Origin of the sequence: Mesorhizobium sp. M1182, from assembly GCF_040318335.1 — a bacterium.
In the GTDB taxonomy this organism is placed as follows: domain Bacteria; phylum Pseudomonadota; class Alphaproteobacteria; order Rhizobiales; family Rhizobiaceae; genus Mesorhizobium.
In genome coordinates this window covers 62,970-83,651 of record NZ_JAMYMD010000023.1, presented here as the reverse complement: position 1 = coordinate 83,651, position 20,682 = coordinate 62,970, and the positions used below count along the sequence as shown (strand labels likewise).

The 20,682-nt window shown below is 62.9% G+C and carries 22 protein-coding genes; 12 read left to right on the top strand and 10 right to left on the bottom strand.

Annotation, left to right across the window (positions count from 1 at the left end; genetic code table 11):
* The first annotated feature begins 71 nt into the window (after positions 1-71).
* From NKH33_RS23330 to NKH33_RS23315, 4 genes are all read left to right on the top strand, one after another.
* Positions 72-998 (top strand): peptidylprolyl isomerase, encoded by a 927-nt coding sequence (locus NKH33_RS23330; protein ID WP_352453231.1) that lies wholly within the window; start codon positions 72-74, stop codon positions 996-998.
* A 12-nt stretch (positions 999-1,010) separates the two neighbouring features.
* Entirely contained in the window at positions 1,011-2,030 is a 1,020-nt protein-coding gene (gene pdxA, locus NKH33_RS23325; protein ID WP_352871460.1) for a 4-hydroxythreonine-4-phosphate dehydrogenase PdxA, read from the top strand.
* A gap of 67 nt (positions 2,031-2,097) precedes the next feature.
* On the top strand, positions 2,098-2,931 hold the full coding sequence (gene rsmA / locus NKH33_RS23320) for a 16S rRNA (adenine(1518)-N(6)/adenine(1519)-N(6))-dimethyltransferase RsmA (RefSeq protein WP_352818225.1): 834 nt from the start codon (positions 2,098-2,100) through the stop codon (positions 2,929-2,931).
* A 75-nt stretch (positions 2,932-3,006) separates the two neighbouring features.
* A complete protein-coding gene (locus NKH33_RS23315) occupies positions 3,007-3,369 on the top strand; it encodes a DUF1330 domain-containing protein (RefSeq protein WP_352818228.1) in 363 nt (120 codons plus the stop codon).
* Here NKH33_RS23315 and gmk read toward each other — a convergent pair.
* From gmk to fabD, 9 genes are all read right to left on the bottom strand, one after another.
* The gene (gene gmk / locus NKH33_RS23310) at positions 3,302-3,958 is read right to left on the bottom strand and encodes a guanylate kinase (protein WP_023677701.1); all 657 of its coding nucleotides are present in this window, start codon (positions 3,956-3,958) and stop codon (positions 3,302-3,304) included. The two genes, NKH33_RS23315 and gmk, sit on opposite strands and share 68 nt — an antisense overlap.
* A 33-nt stretch (positions 3,959-3,991) precedes the next feature.
* Positions 3,992-4,882 (bottom strand): YicC/YloC family endoribonuclease, encoded by an 891-nt coding sequence (locus NKH33_RS23305; protein ID WP_352871463.1) that lies wholly within the window; start codon positions 4,880-4,882, stop codon positions 3,992-3,994.
* 138 nt (positions 4,883-5,020) lie between these two features.
* Entirely contained in the window at positions 5,021-6,247 is a 1,227-nt protein-coding gene (gene mltG / locus NKH33_RS23300) for an endolytic transglycosylase MltG (RefSeq protein ID WP_352471094.1), read from the bottom strand.
* Between the two features lie 93 nt (positions 6,248-6,340).
* A complete protein-coding gene (fabF, locus tag NKH33_RS23295; protein ID WP_352454402.1) occupies positions 6,341-7,603 on the bottom strand; it encodes a beta-ketoacyl-ACP synthase II in 1,263 nt (420 codons plus the stop codon).
* 34 nt (positions 7,604-7,637) lie between these two features.
* Positions 7,638-7,874, bottom strand: a complete 237-nt coding sequence (locus tag NKH33_RS23290; protein WP_006203723.1) for an acyl carrier protein — start codon at positions 7,872-7,874, stop codon at positions 7,638-7,640.
* Between the two features lie 187 nt (positions 7,875-8,061).
* Entirely contained in the window at positions 8,062-8,799 is a 738-nt protein-coding gene (fabG, locus tag NKH33_RS23285) for a 3-oxoacyl-[acyl-carrier-protein] reductase (protein ID WP_352471093.1), read from the bottom strand.
* 54 nt (positions 8,800-8,853) lie between these two features.
* Complete coding sequence (locus tag NKH33_RS23280; protein WP_352471092.1) at positions 8,854-9,120, bottom strand: type II toxin-antitoxin system RelE family toxin; 267 nt, start codon at positions 9,118-9,120, stop codon at positions 8,854-8,856.
* Complete coding sequence (gene relB, locus NKH33_RS23275; RefSeq protein ID WP_352467166.1) at positions 9,104-9,325, bottom strand: type II toxin-antitoxin system RelB family antitoxin; 222 nt, start codon at positions 9,323-9,325, stop codon at positions 9,104-9,106. Before relB ends, NKH33_RS23280 begins: the two co-directional genes overlap by 17 nt.
* Positions 9,326-9,377: 52 nt before the next feature.
* Positions 9,378-10,355: an ACP S-malonyltransferase gene (gene fabD, locus NKH33_RS23270; protein ID WP_352471091.1), complete on the bottom strand. Its 978-nt coding sequence runs from the start codon at positions 10,353-10,355 to the stop codon at positions 9,378-9,380.
* 247 nt (positions 10,356-10,602) lie between these two features.
* Here fabD and NKH33_RS23265 point away from each other — a divergent pair, with 247 nt between their 5' ends.
* Entirely contained in the window at positions 10,603-12,528 is a 1,926-nt protein-coding gene (locus NKH33_RS23265) for an LTA synthase family protein (protein ID WP_352471090.1), read from the top strand.
* Positions 12,529-12,559: 31 nt separating this feature from the next.
* Here the strand turns inward: NKH33_RS23265 and NKH33_RS23260 are convergent, their stop codons facing one another.
* The gene (locus tag NKH33_RS23260) at positions 12,560-14,104 is read right to left on the bottom strand and encodes a pilus assembly protein TadG-related protein (protein WP_352921660.1); all 1,545 of its coding nucleotides are present in this window, start codon (positions 14,102-14,104) and stop codon (positions 12,560-12,562) included.
* Positions 14,105-14,557: 453 nt separating this feature from the next.
* On the opposite strand from NKH33_RS23260, the gene rpsF reads away from it, so the two are divergent.
* From rpsF to NKH33_RS23225, 7 genes are all read left to right on the top strand, one after another.
* The gene (gene rpsF / locus NKH33_RS23255; protein WP_292663863.1) at positions 14,558-15,058 is read left to right on the top strand and encodes a 30S ribosomal protein S6; all 501 of its coding nucleotides are present in this window, start codon (positions 14,558-14,560) and stop codon (positions 15,056-15,058) included.
* Positions 15,058-15,306 carry a 30S ribosomal protein S18 gene (rpsR, locus tag NKH33_RS23250; protein ID WP_006203718.1) on the top strand — a complete coding sequence of 83 codons (249 nt, stop codon included), beginning with the start codon at positions 15,058-15,060 and terminating at the stop codon, positions 15,304-15,306. Before rpsF ends, rpsR begins: the two co-directional genes overlap by 1 nt.
* Before the next feature lie 272 nt (positions 15,307-15,578).
* Positions 15,579-16,163, top strand: coding sequence for a 50S ribosomal protein L9 (gene rplI / locus NKH33_RS23245; RefSeq protein WP_254820243.1), 585 nt, complete (start codon positions 15,579-15,581; stop codon positions 16,161-16,163).
* Positions 16,164-16,314: 151 nt separating this feature from the next.
* A complete protein-coding gene (locus NKH33_RS23240) occupies positions 16,315-17,604 on the top strand; it encodes a cyclopropane fatty acid synthase (RefSeq protein WP_352471088.1) in 1,290 nt (429 codons plus the stop codon).
* Between the two features lie 82 nt (positions 17,605-17,686).
* The gene (locus tag NKH33_RS23235) at positions 17,687-18,010 is read left to right on the top strand and encodes a YnfA family protein (RefSeq protein ID WP_352467171.1); all 324 of its coding nucleotides are present in this window, start codon (positions 17,687-17,689) and stop codon (positions 18,008-18,010) included.
* Between the two features lie 3 nt (positions 18,011-18,013).
* Entirely contained in the window at positions 18,014-18,982 is a 969-nt protein-coding gene (locus NKH33_RS23230) for a small ribosomal subunit Rsm22 family protein (RefSeq protein WP_352835440.1), read from the top strand.
* Between the two features lie 206 nt (positions 18,983-19,188).
* On the top strand, positions 19,189-20,679 hold the full coding sequence (locus NKH33_RS23225; protein ID WP_023677714.1) for a replicative DNA helicase: 1,491 nt from the start codon (positions 19,189-19,191) through the stop codon (positions 20,677-20,679).
* Positions 20,680-20,682 lie beyond the last annotated feature (3 nt).

Genomic DNA, 20,682 nt, shown 5'->3' with positions numbered 1-20,682 from the left:
CGCATAGAGCAGGCACGAATTTTGACGGCCTGAACTGGGATAGGTTTCGGCTGAATCGGGATGGAATTGGGATGCTTTCGATGAGGAAATACCTCTTTTCGGCAGGGTTCGCGCTGCTGGTGGCGTTCTCGACCACCGCGGTAACGCGGCCAGTTTTCGCCACCGAGATCAAATACGTCGTCAACAATATACCGATCACCACCGGCGACATCCAGCATCGGGCCGCTTTCCTGCGCCTGCAGCACAGAAAGGGCGATGCCGGCCAGGAAATGATCGACCAGACGCTGCGCCTGGCCGAAGCCCGGCGGCTCGGCATCCGCATCAGCGACGAGCAGGTCGATGCCGCTTATCAGCGTTTCGCCACCAGCAACAAGATGCCGCTCAAGCAGCTTGACGGCGCGATGGCGCAATCCGGCGTCACCAAGGAGCATTTCAAGGACTTTATCCGGGCGCAGATGGCCTGGAACCAGGCGCTGACGGCGCGTCACCGTTCTAGCGACGGCGGCGGCGCCATGAGCGAGCAGGACCTCGTCAAGCGCATGCTCGAAAAAGGCGGCAGCAAACCGAGCGCCACAGAGTACATGCTGCAGCAGGTCATCTTCGTGGTGCCGGCGGCCGAGCGCAGCGCGACGCTGGCCAAGCGCAAACGCGAAGCCGACGCTATGCGCGCCCGCTTCAACGGCTGCAACACCACGCGCGAATTCGCCAAGGGCCTGATCGATGTCACCGTTCGCGATCTCGGCCGGGTGCTGGCGCCGCAATTGCCGGCGGACTGGGCCGAGCAGATAAAGGCTACAAAGGTCGGCGGCGCCACCACGACGCGCGAAACCGACCGCGGTGTCGAATTCATCGGCATCTGCTCGTCGCGCGAAGTGTCAGACGACAAAGCCGCGCAGATGGTGTTCCAGAGTGAAGGTTCGAGCGACAAGAACGCCGACGAACTCTCGAAGAAATATGTCGAGGAGTTGCGGAAGAAAGCCCGCATAATCGAGCGCTGAAGTCGAAGCGCCGTGGCTGACGCAGAGCTTCCGCTGGCGTTGAGCGTCGGCGATCCGTCCGGCGTGGGGCCGGACATCGCCATCGCTGCTTGGCAGGCCCGCGAAAGCGCTGGCGTTCCGTCATTTTATCTCCTTGCCGATCCGGCACTGATTGCCGCGCGAGCGCACAGGCTCGGCACCGATATCGCGATTGCCGAGACGACGCCGGCGTTAGCGCCGGGGGTGTTTTCGCGCGCGCTGCCGGTGGTGGCGCTTGCTGCCCGTTTCGTCGACAGTCCCGGCCGCCCGGATCCAGCCAACGCCGCCGGCATCATCGAGGCGATCGACCGCGCCGTTGCCGACTGCCTGGCCGGCCGCGCTGCCGCGGTCGTCACCTGCCCCATTGCCAAGAAGTCGCTCTACGACGCCGGCTTTCGCTTTCCCGGCCACACCGAATATCTGGCGCATCTGGCATCGCTTCACACCGGCACCGAAGTGACGCCTGTGATGCTGCTTGCCGGACCGGACCTGCGCACCGTGCCGGTCACCATCCACATCGCGCTGGCCGAGGTGCCGAAAGCGCTGACGACGGACCTTATCGTCGCCACCGGCCGCATCACCGCCGCGGACCTTGCGAACCGCTTCGGAATTGCCAAGCCGCGGCTCGCCATTGCCGGCCTCAACCCGCATGCCGGCGAAGGCGGCACCATGGGCACCGAAGACGAGCGGATCGTGCGCCCGGCGGTCGACCGGCTGAGGCAGGAAGGGATCGACGCCTTCGGGCCGTTGCCGGCCGACACGCTGTTTCATGCTCGCGCCCGCGCCGGCTACGACGTGGCGCTCTGTATGTATCATGACCAGGCGCTGATCCCGGCCAAGGCGCTGGCGTTTGACGAGGCGGTCAACGTCACACTCGGCCTGCCCTTCGTCCGCACCTCGCCCGACCACGGCACCGCCTTCGACATCGCCGGCAAGGGCATCGCCCGTGCCGGCAGCCTGATTGCAGCGCTGAAACTCGCTCGCGTTCTTGCCGATACCGGGAAAAGGCCGTAGGCCCTGAGCCCAATCAGCCATATTCGATGGCCTTAACCCGATGAGCCCGCCTGATGAGCCCAGCCCGATGAGCATAGACGGCCTGCCGCCACTGCGCGAGGTGATCGAGCGCCATGGGCTGCAGGCGAAAAAGGCGCTGGGCCAGAATTTTCTGCTCGACCTTAACCTGACAAGCAAGATTGCGCGAACCGCCGGCGACCTGAGCGACGTTACGGTTATCGAGGTCGGTCCCGGTCCGGGCGGGCTGACCCGGGCCCTGCTCCTCAACGGCGCCCGGCGGGTCGTCGCCATCGAGCGCGACGAGCGCTGCCTAGCGGCCCTGGCCGAGATCTCGAACCACTATCCGGGCCGGCTAGAGATCGTAGCCGGCGATGCGCTGAAAACCGATTTTGCAGCGCTTGCTAAAGGGGAAAGCGGCGGGCCGACGAAAATCGTCGCCAACCTGCCCTACAATATCGGCACCGAATTGCTGATCCGCTGGCTGACCGTCACCGAGTGGCCGCCCTTCTACACATCGATGACACTGATGTTCCAGCGCGAGGTCGCCGAACGCATTGCAGCCAGCCCCGGAAGCGATGTCTATGGTCGGCTCGGCGTGCTGGCAGGCTGGCGGACGGAGGCGAGGATTGCCTTCGACGTGCCGCCGCAGGCGTTCACGCCGCCACCCAAGGTGACGTCCTCGGTGGTGCATCTTGTGCCGCGTGCCAACCCCTTGCCGGCCGAGGTGAAACGGCTCAGCCGCGTCACCGAAGCGGCATTCGGCCAGCGCCGGAAAATGCTGCGGCAGAGCGTGAAAAGCCTCGGCGGCGAGGCGCTGCTCACCCGCGCCGGCATCGATCCGACCAGGCGTGCGGAGACGCTCAGCGTCGAGGAATTCGTTCGCCTGACCAACGCGGTGTGATGCCGGGAAGCGTCCGCGTGGAATTTCCGCTCTCATGGCATAGATAGCCGGACAAACCCTGCCCGGAGACAAACAGTGGCCGCCTATGTCATTTCCGACGTCACGATCCGTGACGCAGAGGCTATCGAAGCCTATCGCGCCCACGCGGCTGCCTCCATCGCCCAGCATGGCGGGCGCTATCTGGTACGCGGCGGCGAGGTGGAAATGTTGGAAGGCGACTGGTCTCCCGGGCCGCTGATCATCGTCGAATTCCCCGACATGGACACGGCGCGGCGCTGGTATCGCTCGGCCGAATACGCCGCTGCATTGGAGCTGCGCGACGCCGCGCTCAGCCGCAATCTGATCCTGGTCGCGGGGATAAGCGCCTTGATCAATCCGTCTTCTCGTCGAGCAGCCCCGAGACGAAATCGAACAGGCCGGGCCGGCGATCTCGTCTGAGCCGTTCGGCGGTGACGATGCCGCGCACCTCGGCGAAAGCGCGGTCGAGATCGTCGTTGACGATGACGAAATCATATTCCTTCCAGTGCTCGATCTCGTTGCGGGCGTTCTTGAGCCGCGTCTCGATCACCGCTTCCTGGTCCTCGGCGCGACGCTTCAGCCGCGCCTTCAATTCCTTCATCGATGGCGGCAGGATGAATATCGAGACGATGTCGGCGCGCATCTTCTCCTTGAGCTGCTGAGCGCCTTGCCAGTCGATGTCGAACAGCATGTCGCGGCCTTCGGCCAGCGCCTGTTCAGCCGGCTCGCGCGGCGTCGCGTAGCAATTGCCGTGCACCTCCGCCCATTCGAGCAGCGCATCGGAATCGCGCAGCCGCTCGAACTCGCGCATGGTACGGAAGTGGTAATGGACGCCCTCGATCTCGCTGCCGCGGCGTGGCCGCGTGGTGACCGAGACCGACAATTCCAGGCTGGAATCGCTCTCCAGCAGATTGCGCGCAATCGTCGACTTGCCGGCGCCTGACGGCGACGACAAGACCAGCATCAGCCCGCGGCGCCGAATGCGGGAACCCACATCCCTAGCGGTCATGGGGCTTGGCAGTCATGTGGCTTGGCATCGGGATCATTCCAGATTCTGGACCTGTTCGCGAAACTGGTCGACGACCGCCTTCAGTTCCAGCCCGATGGCGGTGACCGCGGCAGCATTCGACTTGGAACACAGCGTATTCGATTCGCGGTTGAATTCCTGTGCCAGGAAATCGAGCTTGCGGCCGATGGCCCCACCGCCGGAGAGCAGCGCCCGCCCCGACGCCACGTGCGTCTTCAGCCGGTCGATCTCCTCGCGTATGTCGGCCTTGGTGGCCAGGAACGCCGCTTCCATATGCAGCCGGCTGGCGTCCAGATTGGCGGACGCGTCCATCAACAGGCGGATCTGCTCGGCGAGCCTTTCGCGGATCGTGGCCGGCTCGCGTGATGGATCGGCCTCGGCCCGCAGCGTCAGCGCCTCGATGGCATCGATATGGCCGGACAGCAGGGAACGAAGTGCCGCACCTTCGCCCTGGCGCGCCTGCTGCAGTCCGTTCAGTGCTGCTTCCAGCGCCGACAGTATTGCGGTATCGAGCGCACTGCGCGCCTCTTCGGTTTCGATGGTTTCGGGAATGTCGAGGACGCCGCGCAGCGCAAGCAGGCCGTCGGCCGCCGCAGGGGCTACTCCGAACTGCTCCTGCAGCCGCTTGGCCAAGCCCGCCAGATCCTTCAGGAAAGCCTCGTTGACCACGGGTTGCGCTTGCGCGTCGGCGGCGCGGCCAATGGTCAGCGTCATCTGGAAATTGCCGCGCGCAAAACGCTTCTGCACCGTCTGCCGGACGGCCGGCTCCAACCGGTCGAAACCTTGCGGCAGCCGCAGCCTGACCTCGACGCTTTTGCCGTTGACGGACTTGGCTTCCCAGGCAATCGAAGTGCCGTCGTGTTCGGCGACACTGCGCGCAAAACCGGTCATGCTCTGCAAGTTCATGTAGCCGTGCGTCCCTTTGCCGAATGCCCCTCAAGCCGGAGCGATTTTCTCCGGACAGGACCATGTGAATTTCAATGCCATGGCAGCCCTTGCACATCCACCCGGATATGCACAGGGCCAAACTGATGGCGTCCGGCCCTACTGGGCGGCGGTGGGGCCTGCATCGTCAACGATGGCTCCCGCCGGCGTGTCGGCTCCGGTATTGGTTGCTCCGGCCTTGGCGGCGTCCTGCGCCTGCTTTTTCAGCAGTGCCCGGTAGCGAGCGACATTCTCGTTATGCTCATCGAGCGTCGAGGCAAAGACGTGCCCGCCGCTGCCGTCGGCGACGAAGTAGAGATCGCTGGTCTTCGACGGATTGGCGACAGCCTCCAGCGCCGCACGGCCGGGATTGGCGATCGGCGTCGGCGGTAACCCGTTGATCAGATAGGTGTTGTAGGGCGTCGGCTTCTGGATGTCCGACTGATAGATCGGGCGGTCGATGGGTTTGCCTTTGCCGCCGAACAGGCCGTAGATGATGGTCGGGTCCGACTGCAGCCGCATACCCTTGGCCAGCCGGTTGAGGAAGACGGCGGCTACGCGCGAGCGTTCATCGCCCTTGCCGGTCTCCTTCTCGACGATAGAGGCCAGGGTGACAAAATCCTCAACGTTGGCGATCGGCAGATCCGGCGCTCGGCGTTGCCAGACCTCGTCGACCAGCTTCTTCTGGTCGGCCAGAAGCTTGTCGACCATCTGCTGGCGTGTTGCGCCGCGGGTGAAACGCAGCGTGTCGGTGGCGAGGCTGCCCTCAGGTGGAGTGGTCGACGGCATATCGCCGGTCAGCGCGTCCTGCTCGGCGATCCGTTGCAGCGCCTGCTCGACCGTCAGCCCCTCGGGGATGGTCAGCGAATACATCACCGACTTGCCGCTCTTCAGCAGTTCCATGATATCGTGCATCGACGCCTGCGGCTTGATCTCGTATTCGCCGGCCTTCAGGGCGGAATCATTGCCGAAGGCGCGCACGCCAAGGCGGAAAATGCGGGCGTCGCTGATCAGCCCTCGCCGCTCAAGCTGGTCGGCGATCTCCTGGACGCCGCTATTCGGCTTGACCAGGAAAGTGTCGCCATTGGCCGACGGGCCGGGCTCGTTGAACTCCTGCTTGCCGAAATACAGCGCAACGCCTGCCGCCAGCACCATCAGCATCACCGAAGAGATGACGAAGTTCATGAACACGACGAACTGGCTGCGCGAGGCACGCGAGCGCTTCGGCGGCGGCGTGCCGGCCTCGGGCCGCAACGCCTCGCTGGCCGTCTTCGGCACGATCGGGCCGGGCGTGGGCGTTGCTGGCCGTTGCCCGAATTCCCCGTTATCGGCCGGATTTGTGTTCATAGCGCCCTACCATTTGATCTTGCGACGAATCCCCTCGGGCAGAGTAGGGGCGAATATGGCAAAATTGACGGCAGACGGAAACCGGCAGAGCGGTCAGCCATTGTAGCGCTGGAAGACGAGCGAGGCGTTGGTGCCACCGAAGCCGAAGGAGTTGGACAGCGCCACGTCTATCTGCCGGGCCCGCGGCTTGTGCGGCACCAGGTCGATCGCCGTTTCGCGCTCCGGATTGTCAAGATTGATGGTCGGCGGCGCGATGTTGTCGCGAATGGCGAGGATCGAAAAGATCGCCTCGGCAGCACCAGCCGCGCCCAGCAGGTGGCCAATCGACGATTTGGTCGACGACATCGATATCTTCGAGGCGGCGTTGCCGACCAGCCGCTCGACGGCGCCGAGTTCGATCGTATCGGCCATGGTCGAGGTGCCGTGCGCGTTGATGTAGTCGACATCGGCCGGCGTCAGCTTCGCCCGGTTCAGCGCCGCGGTCATGCAACGGAAAGCGCCGTCGCCGTCCTCGGCAGGCGCGGTGATGTGATAGGCGTCACCGGTCAGACCGTAGCCGGTGACCTCGGCATAGATCTTGGCGCCGCGGGCCTTGGCGTGTTCGAGCTCCTCGAGCACGACAACACCGGCGCCCTCGCCCATGACGAAGCCGTCGCGATCGCGATCATAGGGGCGTGAGGCCGTTTGTGGCGCATCGTTGCGCTCGGTGGAGAGCGCGCGGCAAGCGGCGAACCCCGCGACCGACAGTCTCGTCACCGGCGCTTCGGCGCCGCCTGCGACCATAACGTCGGCATCGCCCCAGATGATCAGCCGGGCGGCATCGCCGATGGCGTGCGCACCGGTCGAGCAAGCGGTGACGACGGCATGGTTGGGGCCTTTCAGCCCATGCCGGATCGAGACCTGACCGGAGACGAGGTTGATGATCTGGCCAGGGATGAAGAATGGGCTGATGCGGCGCGGACCGCGTTCCTTGAGGATCATCGCATTCTCGGCGATGCCTTCGATGCCGCCGATGCCCGAACCGATCAGCACGCCGGTGGCGCACTGTTCCTCATGCGTCTTCGGCTGCCAGCCGGAATCCTTGAGGGCCTCGTCGGCGGCCGCGATCCCGTACAGAATGAAGTCGCCGATCTTGCGCAGTTCCTTCGGCTCGAGAACGGCTTCAGGATTGAAAGTGGCATTGGAGCCGTCACCGCGCGGAATGACGTGGGCGACCTTGCAGGCAAGATCTTCCACCTCGAATTCGGTGATGCGCTTGGCTGCGCTGCGGCCGGTCAGAAGCTCCTTCCAGCTGTGCTCGAAGCCCATGCCGAACGGCGAAAGCAGCCCAAGGCCCGTGACGACGACACGCCTCATCGCAGGTCCTCCCCGGTGATGACTGCAAATAGCGTCAGGCGGAGGCCTTGTCGATGTATTTCACCGCATCGCCAACAGTCAGGATGGTCTCGGCGGCGTCGTCCGGGATTTCGACACCGAACTCTTCTTCGAACGCCATGACAAGTTCGACCGTGTCGAGGCTGTCCGCGCCCAGATCATCGATGAAGCTCGCCTGCTCCGTCACCTTGTCGGCATCGACGCCAAGGTGCTCGATGACGATCTTCTTGACGCGCTCTGCGGTGTCACTCATTTGGGCATCCTCGTCTTTTGGTTGTCTGTCTTCGTTAGCGGGCAGAATGCCGCTAATCAAGCTGAAAGATGGTCCTGCCGGAAACGCAGCGGAACAGGACCGGTTTTTGCCCGAACCGCCGGGTTGCGGGCGGCATTACACGAAAAATCCCGTGCATCCAAGACGGAATGAAGCGTTTTCCCAAGTGTTAGATCATTGCCATGCCGCCATTCACATGAATGGTCTGGCCGGTGACGTAGGCTGCCTCGTTGGAAGCGAGGTAGGCGACGGCTGAGGCGACTTCGGCGCCCGTGCCCATGCGCCGGGTCGGGATCGCCGCCATGATCGCCTCTTTCTGCTTGTCGTTGAGCTTGGCGGTCATCGCCGATTCGATGAAGCCCGGGGCGACGCAGTTGACGGTGATATTGCGGGTGGCGATCTCCTGCGCCAGCGATTTGGAAAAGCCGATCATACCGGCTTTGGAGGCGCAATAGTTGGTCTGGCCGGGATTACCCATGACGCCAACCACTGAAGTGATGTTGATGATGCGGCCATGGCGGCGCCGCATCATCGGATGGGTAAGCTCGCGGGTCAGCCGAAACACGGCGGTCAGGTTGACCTCGAGCACGCTATCCCAGTCGGCGTCAGCCATGCGCACGAACAACCCGTCCTTGGTGATGCCGGCATTGTTGACGAGGATGTCGACGCCTTCGAGGTCAGCTTCCGCCTTCTGGCCGAGCGCCTTGACGTCGTCGCGGTTGGAAAGATTGGCCGGGAAAAGCTTGACCCGGTCGCCCAGTTCGGCGGCCAGCGCCTCCAATTTCTCGATACGTGTGCCATGCAGGCCGACGATGGCGCCCTGGCCGTGCAGCACGCGGGCGATCGCCTCGCCTATACCTCCCGATGCGCCGGTGACGAGCGCCTTGCGGCCGGTCAATTCGAACATGCTTTATCCTCTTCCCAAATCGTACTGGCCAATCATACGGGCCGGTGAGTTCGGCTATCTGTAAACGTTGCCGCGGTGGCCTATGGTTACCACCAGAATGACGAGCCGGTTATCCTGCACATCGCAAATGATGCGATAATCCCCGACGCGATATCTCCAAAAGGTTGCGAGCGGGCCCTTCAGCGGTTTGCCGAGTTCACGCGGGTTGTCGAGAACGGCAATGCGGTTTTCAATAAAATCACGGATACGGTGACGTGTCTGCGGATCCAGTTTTTCGACAAATTTTCGCGCCGAGTGGGCGTATTCAAGCGTCCAGGCCACGCCAGAAGTCCTCGGCTCTCATGACGTCTTCTTCACCACGCCTGATCCGCTCAACGACTTCGGCAGCCAGGTAGTAATCCTCCAAGTCCTCCAGACCACGTTCAATGAGCTCGCGCAGATAGTAGGCCTTGCTGCGACCAGTCTTGGCCGCGAGAAAATCCAGGCGCTGCTCGACTTCAGGAGAAAGGCGGATCGATGTGGGCATGCCGCACCTTGTTGCGATACATGTATTCATGTAGCGGCAAGCACTGATGAATTCAAGCTACGTGGTCACCCAAGGCGGCAAGTGCCGTCTCGACCTCCGCCGCCGATCCGATGCTGCTGGTGGCAATGTCGCGGTTGATGCGGCGGGCCAGCCCCGACAGCACCTTGCCGGCGCCCACTTCGTAAAGCGTCACAACGCCGTTGCTGCCGAACCACTCCACCGTTTCGCGCCAGCGCACGCGCCCGATCACCTGTTCGACGAGTCGGCGGGCGATCTCGTCGGGATCGCTCGTCGGGGTCACCGTAACATTGGAGACCAGCGGCACGACCGGCGCACTCTTCGTCACGGCGGCCAGCGCCTCCCGCATGATCTCGGCCGCAGGCTTCATCAATGCCGAATGGAAGGGCGCCGAGACCTGCAGCATCAGCGCCCGCTTGGCGCCCTTCTCCGTGCATAGCCTCGCCGCCAGTTCGACCGCTGGCCTGGCGCCGGAGATCACCAGCTGGCCGCCGCCATTGTCATTGGCGATTTGGCAAACCAAGGCTTGTGCGGGATCTTTGGCGGCGCCCTGGGCGGCCTCTGCGCAAGCGGCTTCGACGTCGGCCTGTTCCAGCCCGATGATCGCCGCCATGGCGCCCTCGCCGGCCGGCACAGCCGCCTGCATGGCATTGCCGCGGATGCGCAACAGCCGGGCGGCGTCGGCGACCGAAACGAAACCTGCGGCCGCAAGTGCCGAATATTCGCCGAGCGAGTGGCCGGCGACATAGGTGACCTTGCCGTTCAGGGAGAAGCCGCGCGCCTCCAGCGCCCGGATTGCGGCAAGCGACACCGCCATCAGCGCCGGCTGGGCGTTGGCGGTCAGCGTCAGCGTCTCTTCCGGGCCTTCCCAGATCAGCTTCGATAGGTTTTCGCCGAGCGCGTCGTCAACTTCCTCGAAGATCCGCCGCGATTCCACAAAGGTATCGGCGAGGTCCTTGCCCATGCCGACAGCCTGGCTGCCCTGCCCCGGAAAGGTGAATGCGATGGCCATCGGCGGCTCCCAGCTGCTGGTTCACGTTGCCTGTGACGCAAGGCGTGCGGCCAAGTCAAGTCCAACCTTGATCGCGTAATATCGGCCGAGTGCCTGTTTCGGCAGGCTTTTTGGCGATCACTCATGATGAAAACCGCTCACGATTTGTTTGCTGGCTCTTCTTATTTCCGCCACAGGCGCTAGGCTTTGCGTGACAGTTCGATGACAATCGAGTGACGCTTTTGTTGCGGGCCGGGGAACTATTGAAGTGGCAAAGACCAAGCAGAGCGCAGCCGAGGCGGCGCCCCAGTTTCTTGAAGGCGATCCGTCGACCGGCTATCTGCCGGCGCGCAAATGGCCTGTCATCCGCTATGGCCTTATCAGCTTGCTGGCTGCGGCCATCCTTGTGTTTGCCATCGAACTGATCGTGCGCGGCAACTTTGCCGGCACCATTGATTTCTTTCTGCAGCCTTTCAAACCCGGCTGGACCACGATCATCATTTTTGCGCTGATCCTCATCGGCCTCGACGCCGTGCTCGGCCGCAGTCATCAGAGCCTGATGATCGTCGCGCCGCTGACATTGTCGCTGGCGTTCGTCGGCCACCAGAAGTCGCTGTATCTCGGCGATCCGCTCTATCCGACCGATTTCCTTTATTCCCGGCAGATCGTGGCACTGATGCCGCTTCTGGTACGCGATCGCCCGGGAACCGCCATTGCCCTGGCGATCGGCATCGTCGGCGGGCTGTCGCTGCTCGTCTATGGCTGGCGGCTATGGCGCCGCCGCGTTCCGGCGCTCAGCCACAAGGGCCGCCTTGCCCGGCTGACGCTGACAGTACCGCTGATCGCCTTCTTCGTTTCCATCATGGACTATGCCACTTTCTCGTGGACGCGCGACCGGCTGCAGATCATCCCGATCATGTGGGACCAGAAGGAAAACTATGCCTCGAACGGTTTTGCGCTCGCCTTCGCGCTTAACGTTCCGATGGCGCATGTCTCGGCGCCGCCCGGCTATTCCGACAAGGCGATCGAAGCGATCGGCAAACCGCAGGTGACCGCCTCGGTACCTGCCGAGAAGCCCGACATCATCGTCGTCATGAGCGAATCCTTCTGGGATCCGACCAAGCTACCCGGCGTCACCATCACACCCGACCCTATCCCCAATGTGCGGGCACTGCGCACGGGTTACATGTTCTCGCCCGAGTTCGGCGGCATGACGGCCAACATCGAGTTCGAGGCCCTGACCGGCTTTTCCAACGCCTTCCTGCCGGCGGGCAGCATTCCCTACCAGCAATATGTGCGGACACCGACTCCCTCGCTGGCGACCTTCCTGAAAAGTCAGGGCTACCGGGCGCGCGCCATCCATCCCGGCACTAACTGGTTCTGGAACCGGGGGGCCGTCTATGCCGATTTCGGCTTCAACGACTTCAAGTCCGAGGAGACGTTGCCGCCCATGCAGAAGCGCGGACCGCTCGCGTCGGACGCTGCGATGACCGACGAGATCATCCACGAAGCCGATACCAGCGCCGAGCCGGTGTTCTTTTTCGCCGTCAGCCTGCAGAACCACGGGCCGTATGAGCCGTATCGCTATAACAATCCGACCCACAAGGTGCAGGCGCCGATCAGCCAATGGGCGCGTGAATCGCTGTTGAGCTATGCCGAAGGCTCTTCCGACGCGGACCGCGGCCTCGAGCGGCTGATCGAATGGGCGAAGAAACGCGAGCGGCCGACCGTCATCGCGTTCTTCGGCGACCATCTGCCGCCGCTTGGGCCGGTCTACGTCGAGACCGGCTTCCTGAAGGACAATGTTGCGCCGCGCAAGGAGGCGGCCGACCAGATGCTGCTGCACCACCAGACGCCGCTGATCGTCTGGTCGAATCGCAGCGGCCCGACCGAGGATCTGGGCGCCGTCAGCCCGTCCTTCCTGCCCTACCATATCCTGAAGACAGCCGGCATCAGCCATCCCTATTACACCGGCTTCCTCGGACAGTTGCGAGAGCGCTACCGCGTTATCGACCGCAATTTGCTTTTGGCACCGGGGGGCGACGCCACCCCCGATTGGTCGCGTCAGAAAGAGATCGATCCGGCAATCCGCGACTTCCGTCTGCTGCAATACGACATGATGTTCGGCAAGCGCCATGCGGCGCCCGATTTCTTCCCCGAAACCACAGGCAAAGTGGCTGCACACACGAGTTGAGCAGCGGCGGCGGGAGAGCGGCCGACGTCGTTCAGTTCGTCAAGTGCAGCTGCGAAATCGAGCTTCCGATTTTCAGGAAGACGCCTTCGAGCTGACTGACGTCGTTGGTCGGGTAATAATCCGACGGCGACGATGCGCAGGCCTCGTAGAGTTTGCGGTTGGCTGCGGTGTCGGCCTGCAGCAGCACTGTGAAGATCTGCACGTCCTGCTTCTTCAATGTGTTGCATACATTGGTTGTCCAATCGTCGACATTGCGCGCAGCCGCGGTCTGGTCGCTGGATCCAAACCGACCTGAGGCCAGGAATCCGTAGGAGCCATAGTCCGACTTCTGTGGCGTATCCTTCGCGCCATAGACAACATTCTCGCCGTCGGTGAGCAGCAGCACCGTTTTGGTCGTGCCTGACGCCCTGAACGGCGCGCCGTCGCTGTAAGGCGGTTCCGGCGAGAGCACCCGCATCCCCCATGACAAGCCTTCCGAAACATTGGTCCCCGAGCCGTTCCATTCGATCATCTCACCGACGGCCTTCCGCAATTTGTCGAAATCATCGGTCAGCGGCACTATCGGCGTCGGACAGGCCCGGTTTGGGCCGATAGTCAGTGGGCCTCTCTTGTCGTTGATCAGCTTCATCGTCGAAACACTGTACTTCGCCATGTCGCTGGTGAGGCCGGGAAGCAGGGTGACGACGGTATCGTCGAGATAGGAATTGTTGTAGCCGGTCGCTGAATTGCCGTAGGAGCTGTTTGGATTTCTAGCGTTACCTGGATCGTCCGGCGCGAAATAAGGTACGAACAGGGTGTCCGGTTTGTTTTGGTCGGGCGAAATGTCGGAAACATTGTTGGTTCCTGGCCGCGCTTCGACGCAGCCTCTCCATTCGACGCCCAATTGCTTGAACAGATCCATATGGTTGACGCGCTTGCCGCCGACCGAGGGGAAATTGGCGCCGTTGTTCGGCGATTTGCCGGCCATGTCGATCCAGGCCGGATCGTAGTCCTCGCCCTTGACGTTGACGGCGGTGACGAACGGCACCACCGCGACACGTACGCTGCGCGTCGGCGACTTCGCCGCTTCGAGCATATCGATCAGGGCCGTCGCCGCCGTCCGCAATGCGCCGATGCGATCGTTGCTGGCCATCGACCCGGTATTGTCGAGCACCAGCACGACTTCGAGCTGATTGGTCGATTCGACGGCGCCGGCATCGACGGTGATGCGCTTGTCGTTGCCGAACAGGAAGGCGAAGTTCAAATTGACGTCCGCCGTGGCGACAGCCTTGGTCTGGATGTAATTGAGGCCCCTTTCCACGGTAAGCGTCGCTTCGGCGTTCCTCAACTCGCTGTGGCCGGCGACATTGGTCTGGAAGTAGCGGTCGAAGACGTCCTTGCGCGAAGCCTCGATGTCGCCGAGATGCGAAGATGCAAGGTTCGCGGCATCGAGCGCATTCTGCAAGCTGACCTTGGCCCTCATCAAGGTGGACACGTCCACGGCAAAGGCGACGGCGGTCAGAACCGCAGGCAGCCCGAACGCCAGCATCAGGGCAAAGTTGCCGCTCTTCGAACGGCAGAATTTGTCGAAAAGCATTTTTGTCCCCAAACCGCCTTGGTGCCGAACTCGCGCAGACTGTTTGCTTTTGCATCCGCATGATGAACGACGGGTTGCCGCCACGCCCGCCGGTGCTGGAACTTCGCATGGTGGTTAAGGTCCGGTTTCAGGAATCCGCAAGCCTTGCCGTCGAGACCCGTGGCGCTCTGGGACGGTAGGGCCGTTTGCTCCGTGGTTTGGCCTTGCTTTGCGGTCAAATTCCTGTATAGACGCCCGCAATCTGCCGGTCCTTGCTGGGGGCTGAACGGAGGGCCGGAGGTTTTTCGAAACCTTCGCGTGAAGCCAGAAGCGCTTCCGCCTCCCGTGTCTCCGCTCTCGACCGTCTCGTCATGCTCCTTTCTTCCCCGCCTTAGCAAGGATTGCGGGTCAGAGAAGTTGCAGAGGCTTTTGCCGCCGGGAACCGGGAGAGAAACGAAGAAAGGCACGAACACTATGGCTCTATACGAACATGTGTTTCTTGCTCGGCAGGACCTCTCGCAGCAGCAGGTCGATGCGCTTGTCGAACAGTACAAGGGCGTCATCACCGCGAATGGCGGGTCCGTCGGCCGGGTCGAGAACTGGGGACTGAAGTCCCTCACCTACCGGGTCAACAAGAACCGGAAGGCATATTATACCCTCATGGACATCACCTGCCCGCCGGCCGCGCTCAACGAGATGGAGCGCCAGATGGGCCTGTCCGAGGACGTGCTGCGTTTCCTGACCATCAAGGTCGATGCGCATGAGGAAGGTCCGTCGGCAATGATGCAGAAGCGCGAAGAGCGCTCGGAACGCGGCGGCTTCGGCGACCGCGACCGTGGCGATCGTGGCCCGCGCTCATTCGGCGACCGCGATCGCGGTGACCGTGGTGACCGTCCGCCGCGCAGCTTCGGCGATGGCGGTGCCGATCGTGGCCCGCGCCGTCCGCGCGAAGGCTTTGAAGGAGCCGCAGAATAATGGTCGACATCAACCAGATCCCAACCCGGCGCCCCTTCCACCGTCGCCGCAAGACCTGCCCGTTCTCCGGCGCCAATGCGCCGAAGATCGACTACAAGGACGTGCGGCTTCTGCAGCGCTACATCTCCGAGCGCGGCAAGATCGTTCCATCGCGTATCACCGCCGTAAGCCAGAAGAAGCAGCGCGAGCTCGCCAAGGCGATCAAGCGCGCCCGCTTCCTCGGCCTGCTGCCCTACGTGGTCCGCTAACACTGATTAGTTGACCATGATCTTATCCGAAAACCGGTTTCCACTTTTCGGGATCATGGTCTAGCCAGCGGGCGGTTCGCCGCCCGCTTTTCACCGGCCACGACGGGCGTAGCCGGATCGAACACCAAATCCCGGGTTGGATTTCGACAAGAGATCCTAACTGCCGCGACAGGCAGGACAGCGACACAGGCGGCGACGCCCCAGCTTCCTGACCTGTTCCAGACAACTCGGCGCCGATCCTGAGGATAGCGCCCAAGCGAAGGAACAAAACCATGGAAGTCATTCTTCTCGAACGCGTTTCCCGCCTCGGCCAGATGGGCGATACCGTCAAGGTCAAGGACGGGTTCGCCCGCAATTTCCTGCTGCCGCAAGGCAAGGCGCTGCGCGCCAACGAAGCTAACAAGAAGAAGTTCGAGGGGCAGCGGGCCCAGCTCGAAGCCCGCAACCTGGAGCGCAAGTCCGAAGCCGCGCAGATTGCAGAAAAGCTCGACGGTAAGAGCTTCATCGCCGTGCGCTCGGCCGGCGAAACCGGTCAGCTTTATGGTTCGGTCTCGACGCGCGACATCGCCGAGCTGGTGACGGCGGAAGGTTTTTCGGTCAACCGCAACCAGATCCTGCTCAACCAGCCAATCAAGACCATCGGCGTCACCAATGTGGCGATCGCGCTGCACCCGGAAGTCGAGGTTACCATCACGCTCAACATTGCCCGCACGGCCGACGAAGCCGAGCGCCAGGCCAAGGGCGAAACACTGACCACCGCCGAAGCCATCTACGGCGAGGACATCAACGATAATGCGCGGCCGGAAAACTTCTTCGATCCGAATGCGGAGTTCGAAGGCGGCGAAGACAACGGCTGATCGTCATTCGTCGGCATTCGCCGGCTAATCGCTATTCTGGACCAATGCCCGGGCCTCGTACCCGGGCATTTTTATGCCAAATGGAACTTTTCGAACCCCTATATCTTGATGCAGAATAGGACAGCATGTCTGGCCGAGGGGACAATTGGTCATGAATATTCTGCTGAAACGCGTTCTCGACCGCCTGGTCCGCACAGGCAATCTCAAGGTGACAGGGCCGCAAGGCTCGATGGTGACTTTCGGTGACGGCAGCGGCGAGCCGGTGCACATGCACATCAAGACAAGGCATGCCGAGCGCGCAATAACCTTCGATCCGATGCTGGCGGTGCCGGAAGCCTACATGGACGGTGAACTCGACATTCTCGAGGGCGGCGTGCTGGGGGTGATGCGGATTGCCTTCCAGAACATGGGCAGCGGCGGTATCGATGCCACCTGGTCGAAGGCGATCGAAGGTCTGCGCCACGCCTTCCGGCGCCTGCAGCAGATCAACACGGCGTCGCGGGCGCGCCGCAACGTGCAGCGCCATTACGATCTGTCGGGCGACCTCTACCGCCTCTTCCTCGATGAGGACATGCAATATTCCTGCGCCTATTTCGAGCAGCCGGACATGACGCTCGACGAGGCCCAAGCAGCCAAGAAGCGCCATATCGCCGCCAAGCTCAGGCTGAAGGCGGGCCAGACGGTTCTTGATATCGGCTCCGGCTGGGGTGGGCTTGGGCTCTATCTAGCCAAGGCGTTCGACGTCGACGTACAGGGCGTGACGCTGTCGACCGAGCAGCACGGCGTCGCCACCGACCGCGCCCATGCGCAAGGCCTGCAAAACCGGGTGCATTTCGACATCAAGGACTATCGCGAACTCAATGAACGTTTCGACCGCATCGTCTCCGTCGGCATGTTCGAGCATGTCGGGGTCAATCATTTCCGCACCTTCTTCGACAAGTCGGCGACGCTGCTGAAGCCGGACGGCGTCATGCTGCTGCACACGATCGGCCGCTCCGGCGTGCCGTGGGCAACCAGCGCCTTCATCCGCAAGTACATCTTCCCGGGCGGCTACATCCCGTCGCTATCCGAAGTGATGCCGGCCATCGAAAAATCGGGGCTCGTCGTCACCGACATCGAGGTTCTGCGGCTGCATTATGCCGAGACGCTGAAGCATTGGGGCGAGCGCTTCGCGGCCAACCGCGACAAGGCCAGGGCGATTTATGACGAGCGCTTCTGCCGCATGTGGGAGTTCTATCTTGCCGCCTCGGAAGCTGCCTTCCGCTGGCAGGATCTGGTGATCTTCCAGATCCAGATTGCCAAGAAGAACGACACGCTGCCGATGACGCGCGACTACATGGCCAGTTGCGAGAAGGCGCTGGAGATGCGCGATCTTGGACGTCGCGAAAAGGCTCCGGTTGCCAAGCCCACTCGCCGCCGCAAGGTGGCGGATCCGGAGTAGACTGCCGGCATCACGCCATCGCCACTTGCCATTGCCGGCCGGCACGCTGAAAAGGGTCCCGTTAAACGCGGGACCTTTTTTCATGACCTACCTCCTCTACGTCGCCGCCGCACTTGCCGAGATCGCCGGCTGCTTTTCGTTCTGGGCGTGGTGGCGGCTGGACAAGTCGCCGCTGTGGTTGGCGCCCGGTCTCGTCTCGCTCGTGCTATTCGCGTGGCTGCTGGCGCTGGTCGACACCAGCGCGGCGGGCCGGGCCTACGCCGCCTATGGCGGCATCTACATTGCCGCCTCGCTGGCCTGGCTGTGGCTGGCGGAAGGCGTGCACCCCGACCGCTGGGATCTTGCCGGTGCCGCGATCTGCATCGTTGGCGCCTCGGTCATTCTGCTCGCACCTCGGACTGCCTAAGCGATGGAACTGCCCGTCCCGCTTAGACAAGGCGTCGACCGCCTTCTCGAACAGGTGCCTTTGCCGATGCTTAAGCACGCGGCAAAGACGCTGTCGGACCGCTACCGCGCAGAGTTGCGCGACGGTCGCCTGCACATGGCCGAAGACATGGCGGTGAAGGCCTATCTGGCAACGCGGCTACCGGCGACCTATGCGGCCGTTCGCGCCAGCCTCGATGCGGTGGGCGAGTCTCGGCCCGACTATGCTCCGAAGACCTTGCTCGATGTCGGCGCCGGCCCTGGCACGGTGCTTTGGGCCACAATCAATCTCTGGCCGGATCTCGAACAGGCGGTGCTACTCGAGGCCGGCGCCGCGGTACGAAGGGTCGGCGAAGCACTTGCCGCGGATGCGATCACGGCCAGGACCGCCTGGCGGACCGGCGACATCACCATCGACCTGGTCGATCTGGAGCCGGCCGAGCTGGTGACTTCAGCCTATGTGCTGGATGAGATCGCGCCGGCATCGCTGGCAAAACTCGTCGACCGGCTCTGGCAGCTGACCGCAGACACGCTGCTGGTGGTCGAGCCGGGCACGCCGGCCGGCTGGCAGCGTATTCTTGCCGTGCGGCGGCAGTTGATCGAGGCGGGCGCGCACGTGCTTGCGCCCTGCCCGCATGAGGCGCCCTGCCCGCTCGTTGCCCCCGACTGGTGCCATTTCGCCCGCCGCGTCGCCCGCTCGCGCCTACACCGTCTGGCCAAGGATGCCGAGGTGCCGTGGGAGGACGAGAAATTCATCTTTGTCGCGGCCTCCCGCCATCCGGCCGCTCCGCCTCGAGCGCGAGTGATCGCACCGCCGAAGTCGGGGTCCGGCAAGGTCTTGCTGAAGCTTTGCGAACAGGATGGGGGTGCTGCCGAGCGACTGTTCACCAAGCGCGACGGCGAGACGTTCAAGGCCGCGCGGCGACTGGATTGGGGTGATGCCTTGCCGGAATGACCGGCAGCTGTTTTCCTGTTTTGTTCTCGCCCGAGAACGGCTAGGCTCGCCATCTTGATTCGAGTCAATCGAGATTCTTTCCACCGAAAGATCCTGGCTGTGAATCGCGGGCATCAAAGTTGGTTGGTTGGGGACTGATGCAGATAAGTCATCACCGACTTGTCTCGTTCTGATATCGAGAGACGGGGATCAGGACCGGGGACATCATGGCAGAGGCAGCACGAAAATTCGGCGTGGCGGAAACACCGCTCTATCGCGAGGCGCCGAACAATATCGAGGCCGAGCAGGCGCTGCTCGGCGCCATACTGGTCAACAACGATGCCTTCTACCGCGTCTCCGACTTCCTGAAGCCCGGCCATTTCTACGAGCCGCTGCATAGAAAGATCTTCGAGGTCGCGGCCGAGCTCATCCGCATGGGCAAGATCGCGACGCCGATCACGCTGAAGACCTTCCTGCCGGCCGACGAGAAGGTCGGCGACATGACAGTGGCGCAATATGTCGTGCGGTTGGCGGTCGAGGCCGTCACCGTCGTCAACGCCACCGACTATGGCCGCGCCATCTACGATCTGGCGACGCGGCGCGCGCTAATCACTGTCGGCGAGGACATGGTCAACATCGCCTATGACGCGCCGGTCGACATGTCGCCCTCCGACCAGATCGAGGATGCCGAGCGGCGCCTGTTCGAATTGGCCGAAACCGGCCGCTACGATGGCGGCTTCGAGAGCTTCACCGATGCCGTCAAGACCGCCGTCGACATGGCCAATGCGGCTTATATGCGCGACGGGCATTTGTCGGGCGTTGCTACCGGCTTGCGCGATCTCGACCGCCGCATGGGCGGCCTGCAGTCGTCCGACCTGATCATCATTGCCGGCCGCCCCGGCATGGGCAAGACCTCGCTCGCCACCAATATCGCTTTCAACATCGCCGAGGCCTATGTCCCGGCGCAGCAGGCGGACGGCTCGTTCAAGGCGGCCAATGGCGGCGTCGTCGGTTTCTTTTCGCTCGAAATGTCATCCGAACAGCTGGCCACCCGCATTATTTCCGAACAGACGGAAATCCCGTCGTCGAAAATCCGGCGCGGCGAGATCAGCGAGATGGATTTCGAAAAGCTGGTCGCCTGCTCGCAGACAATGCAGAAAATCCCGCTGTTCATCGACCAGACCGGCGGCATTTCCATCGCTCAGCTGTCGGCCCGCGCGCGTCGCCTGAAGCGCCAGCGCGGCCTCGACGTCATCGTTATCGACTATATCCAGCTGATGCAGGGATCGAGCGCGAAATCCTCGCAAAACCGCGTCCAGGAAATCACCGAGATCACCACCGGCCTCAAGGCACTAGCCAAGGAGCTGGCGGTGCCGATCATCGCGCTGTCGCAGCTGTCGCGCCAGGTCGAGAGCCGCGACGACAAGCGCCCGCAGCTTTCGGATCTGCGCGAATCGGGCTCCATCGAGCAGGACGCCGACGTGGTGCTGTTCGTCTACCGCGAGGAATATTATCTGAAGAACCGCGAGCCGAAGCCGGGCACCGACGAATACATCAAATGGGAACACGAGATGAACGAGATGCGCGGCAAGGCCGAGGTCATCGTCGCCAAACAGCGCCACGGCCCAACGGGATCGGTCAGCCTCGCCTTCCAGGGCGAATTCACCCGCTTCTCGGACCTCGCCGAGGAGCATCATTTGCCGGACCGGTTCGAGTAGGCA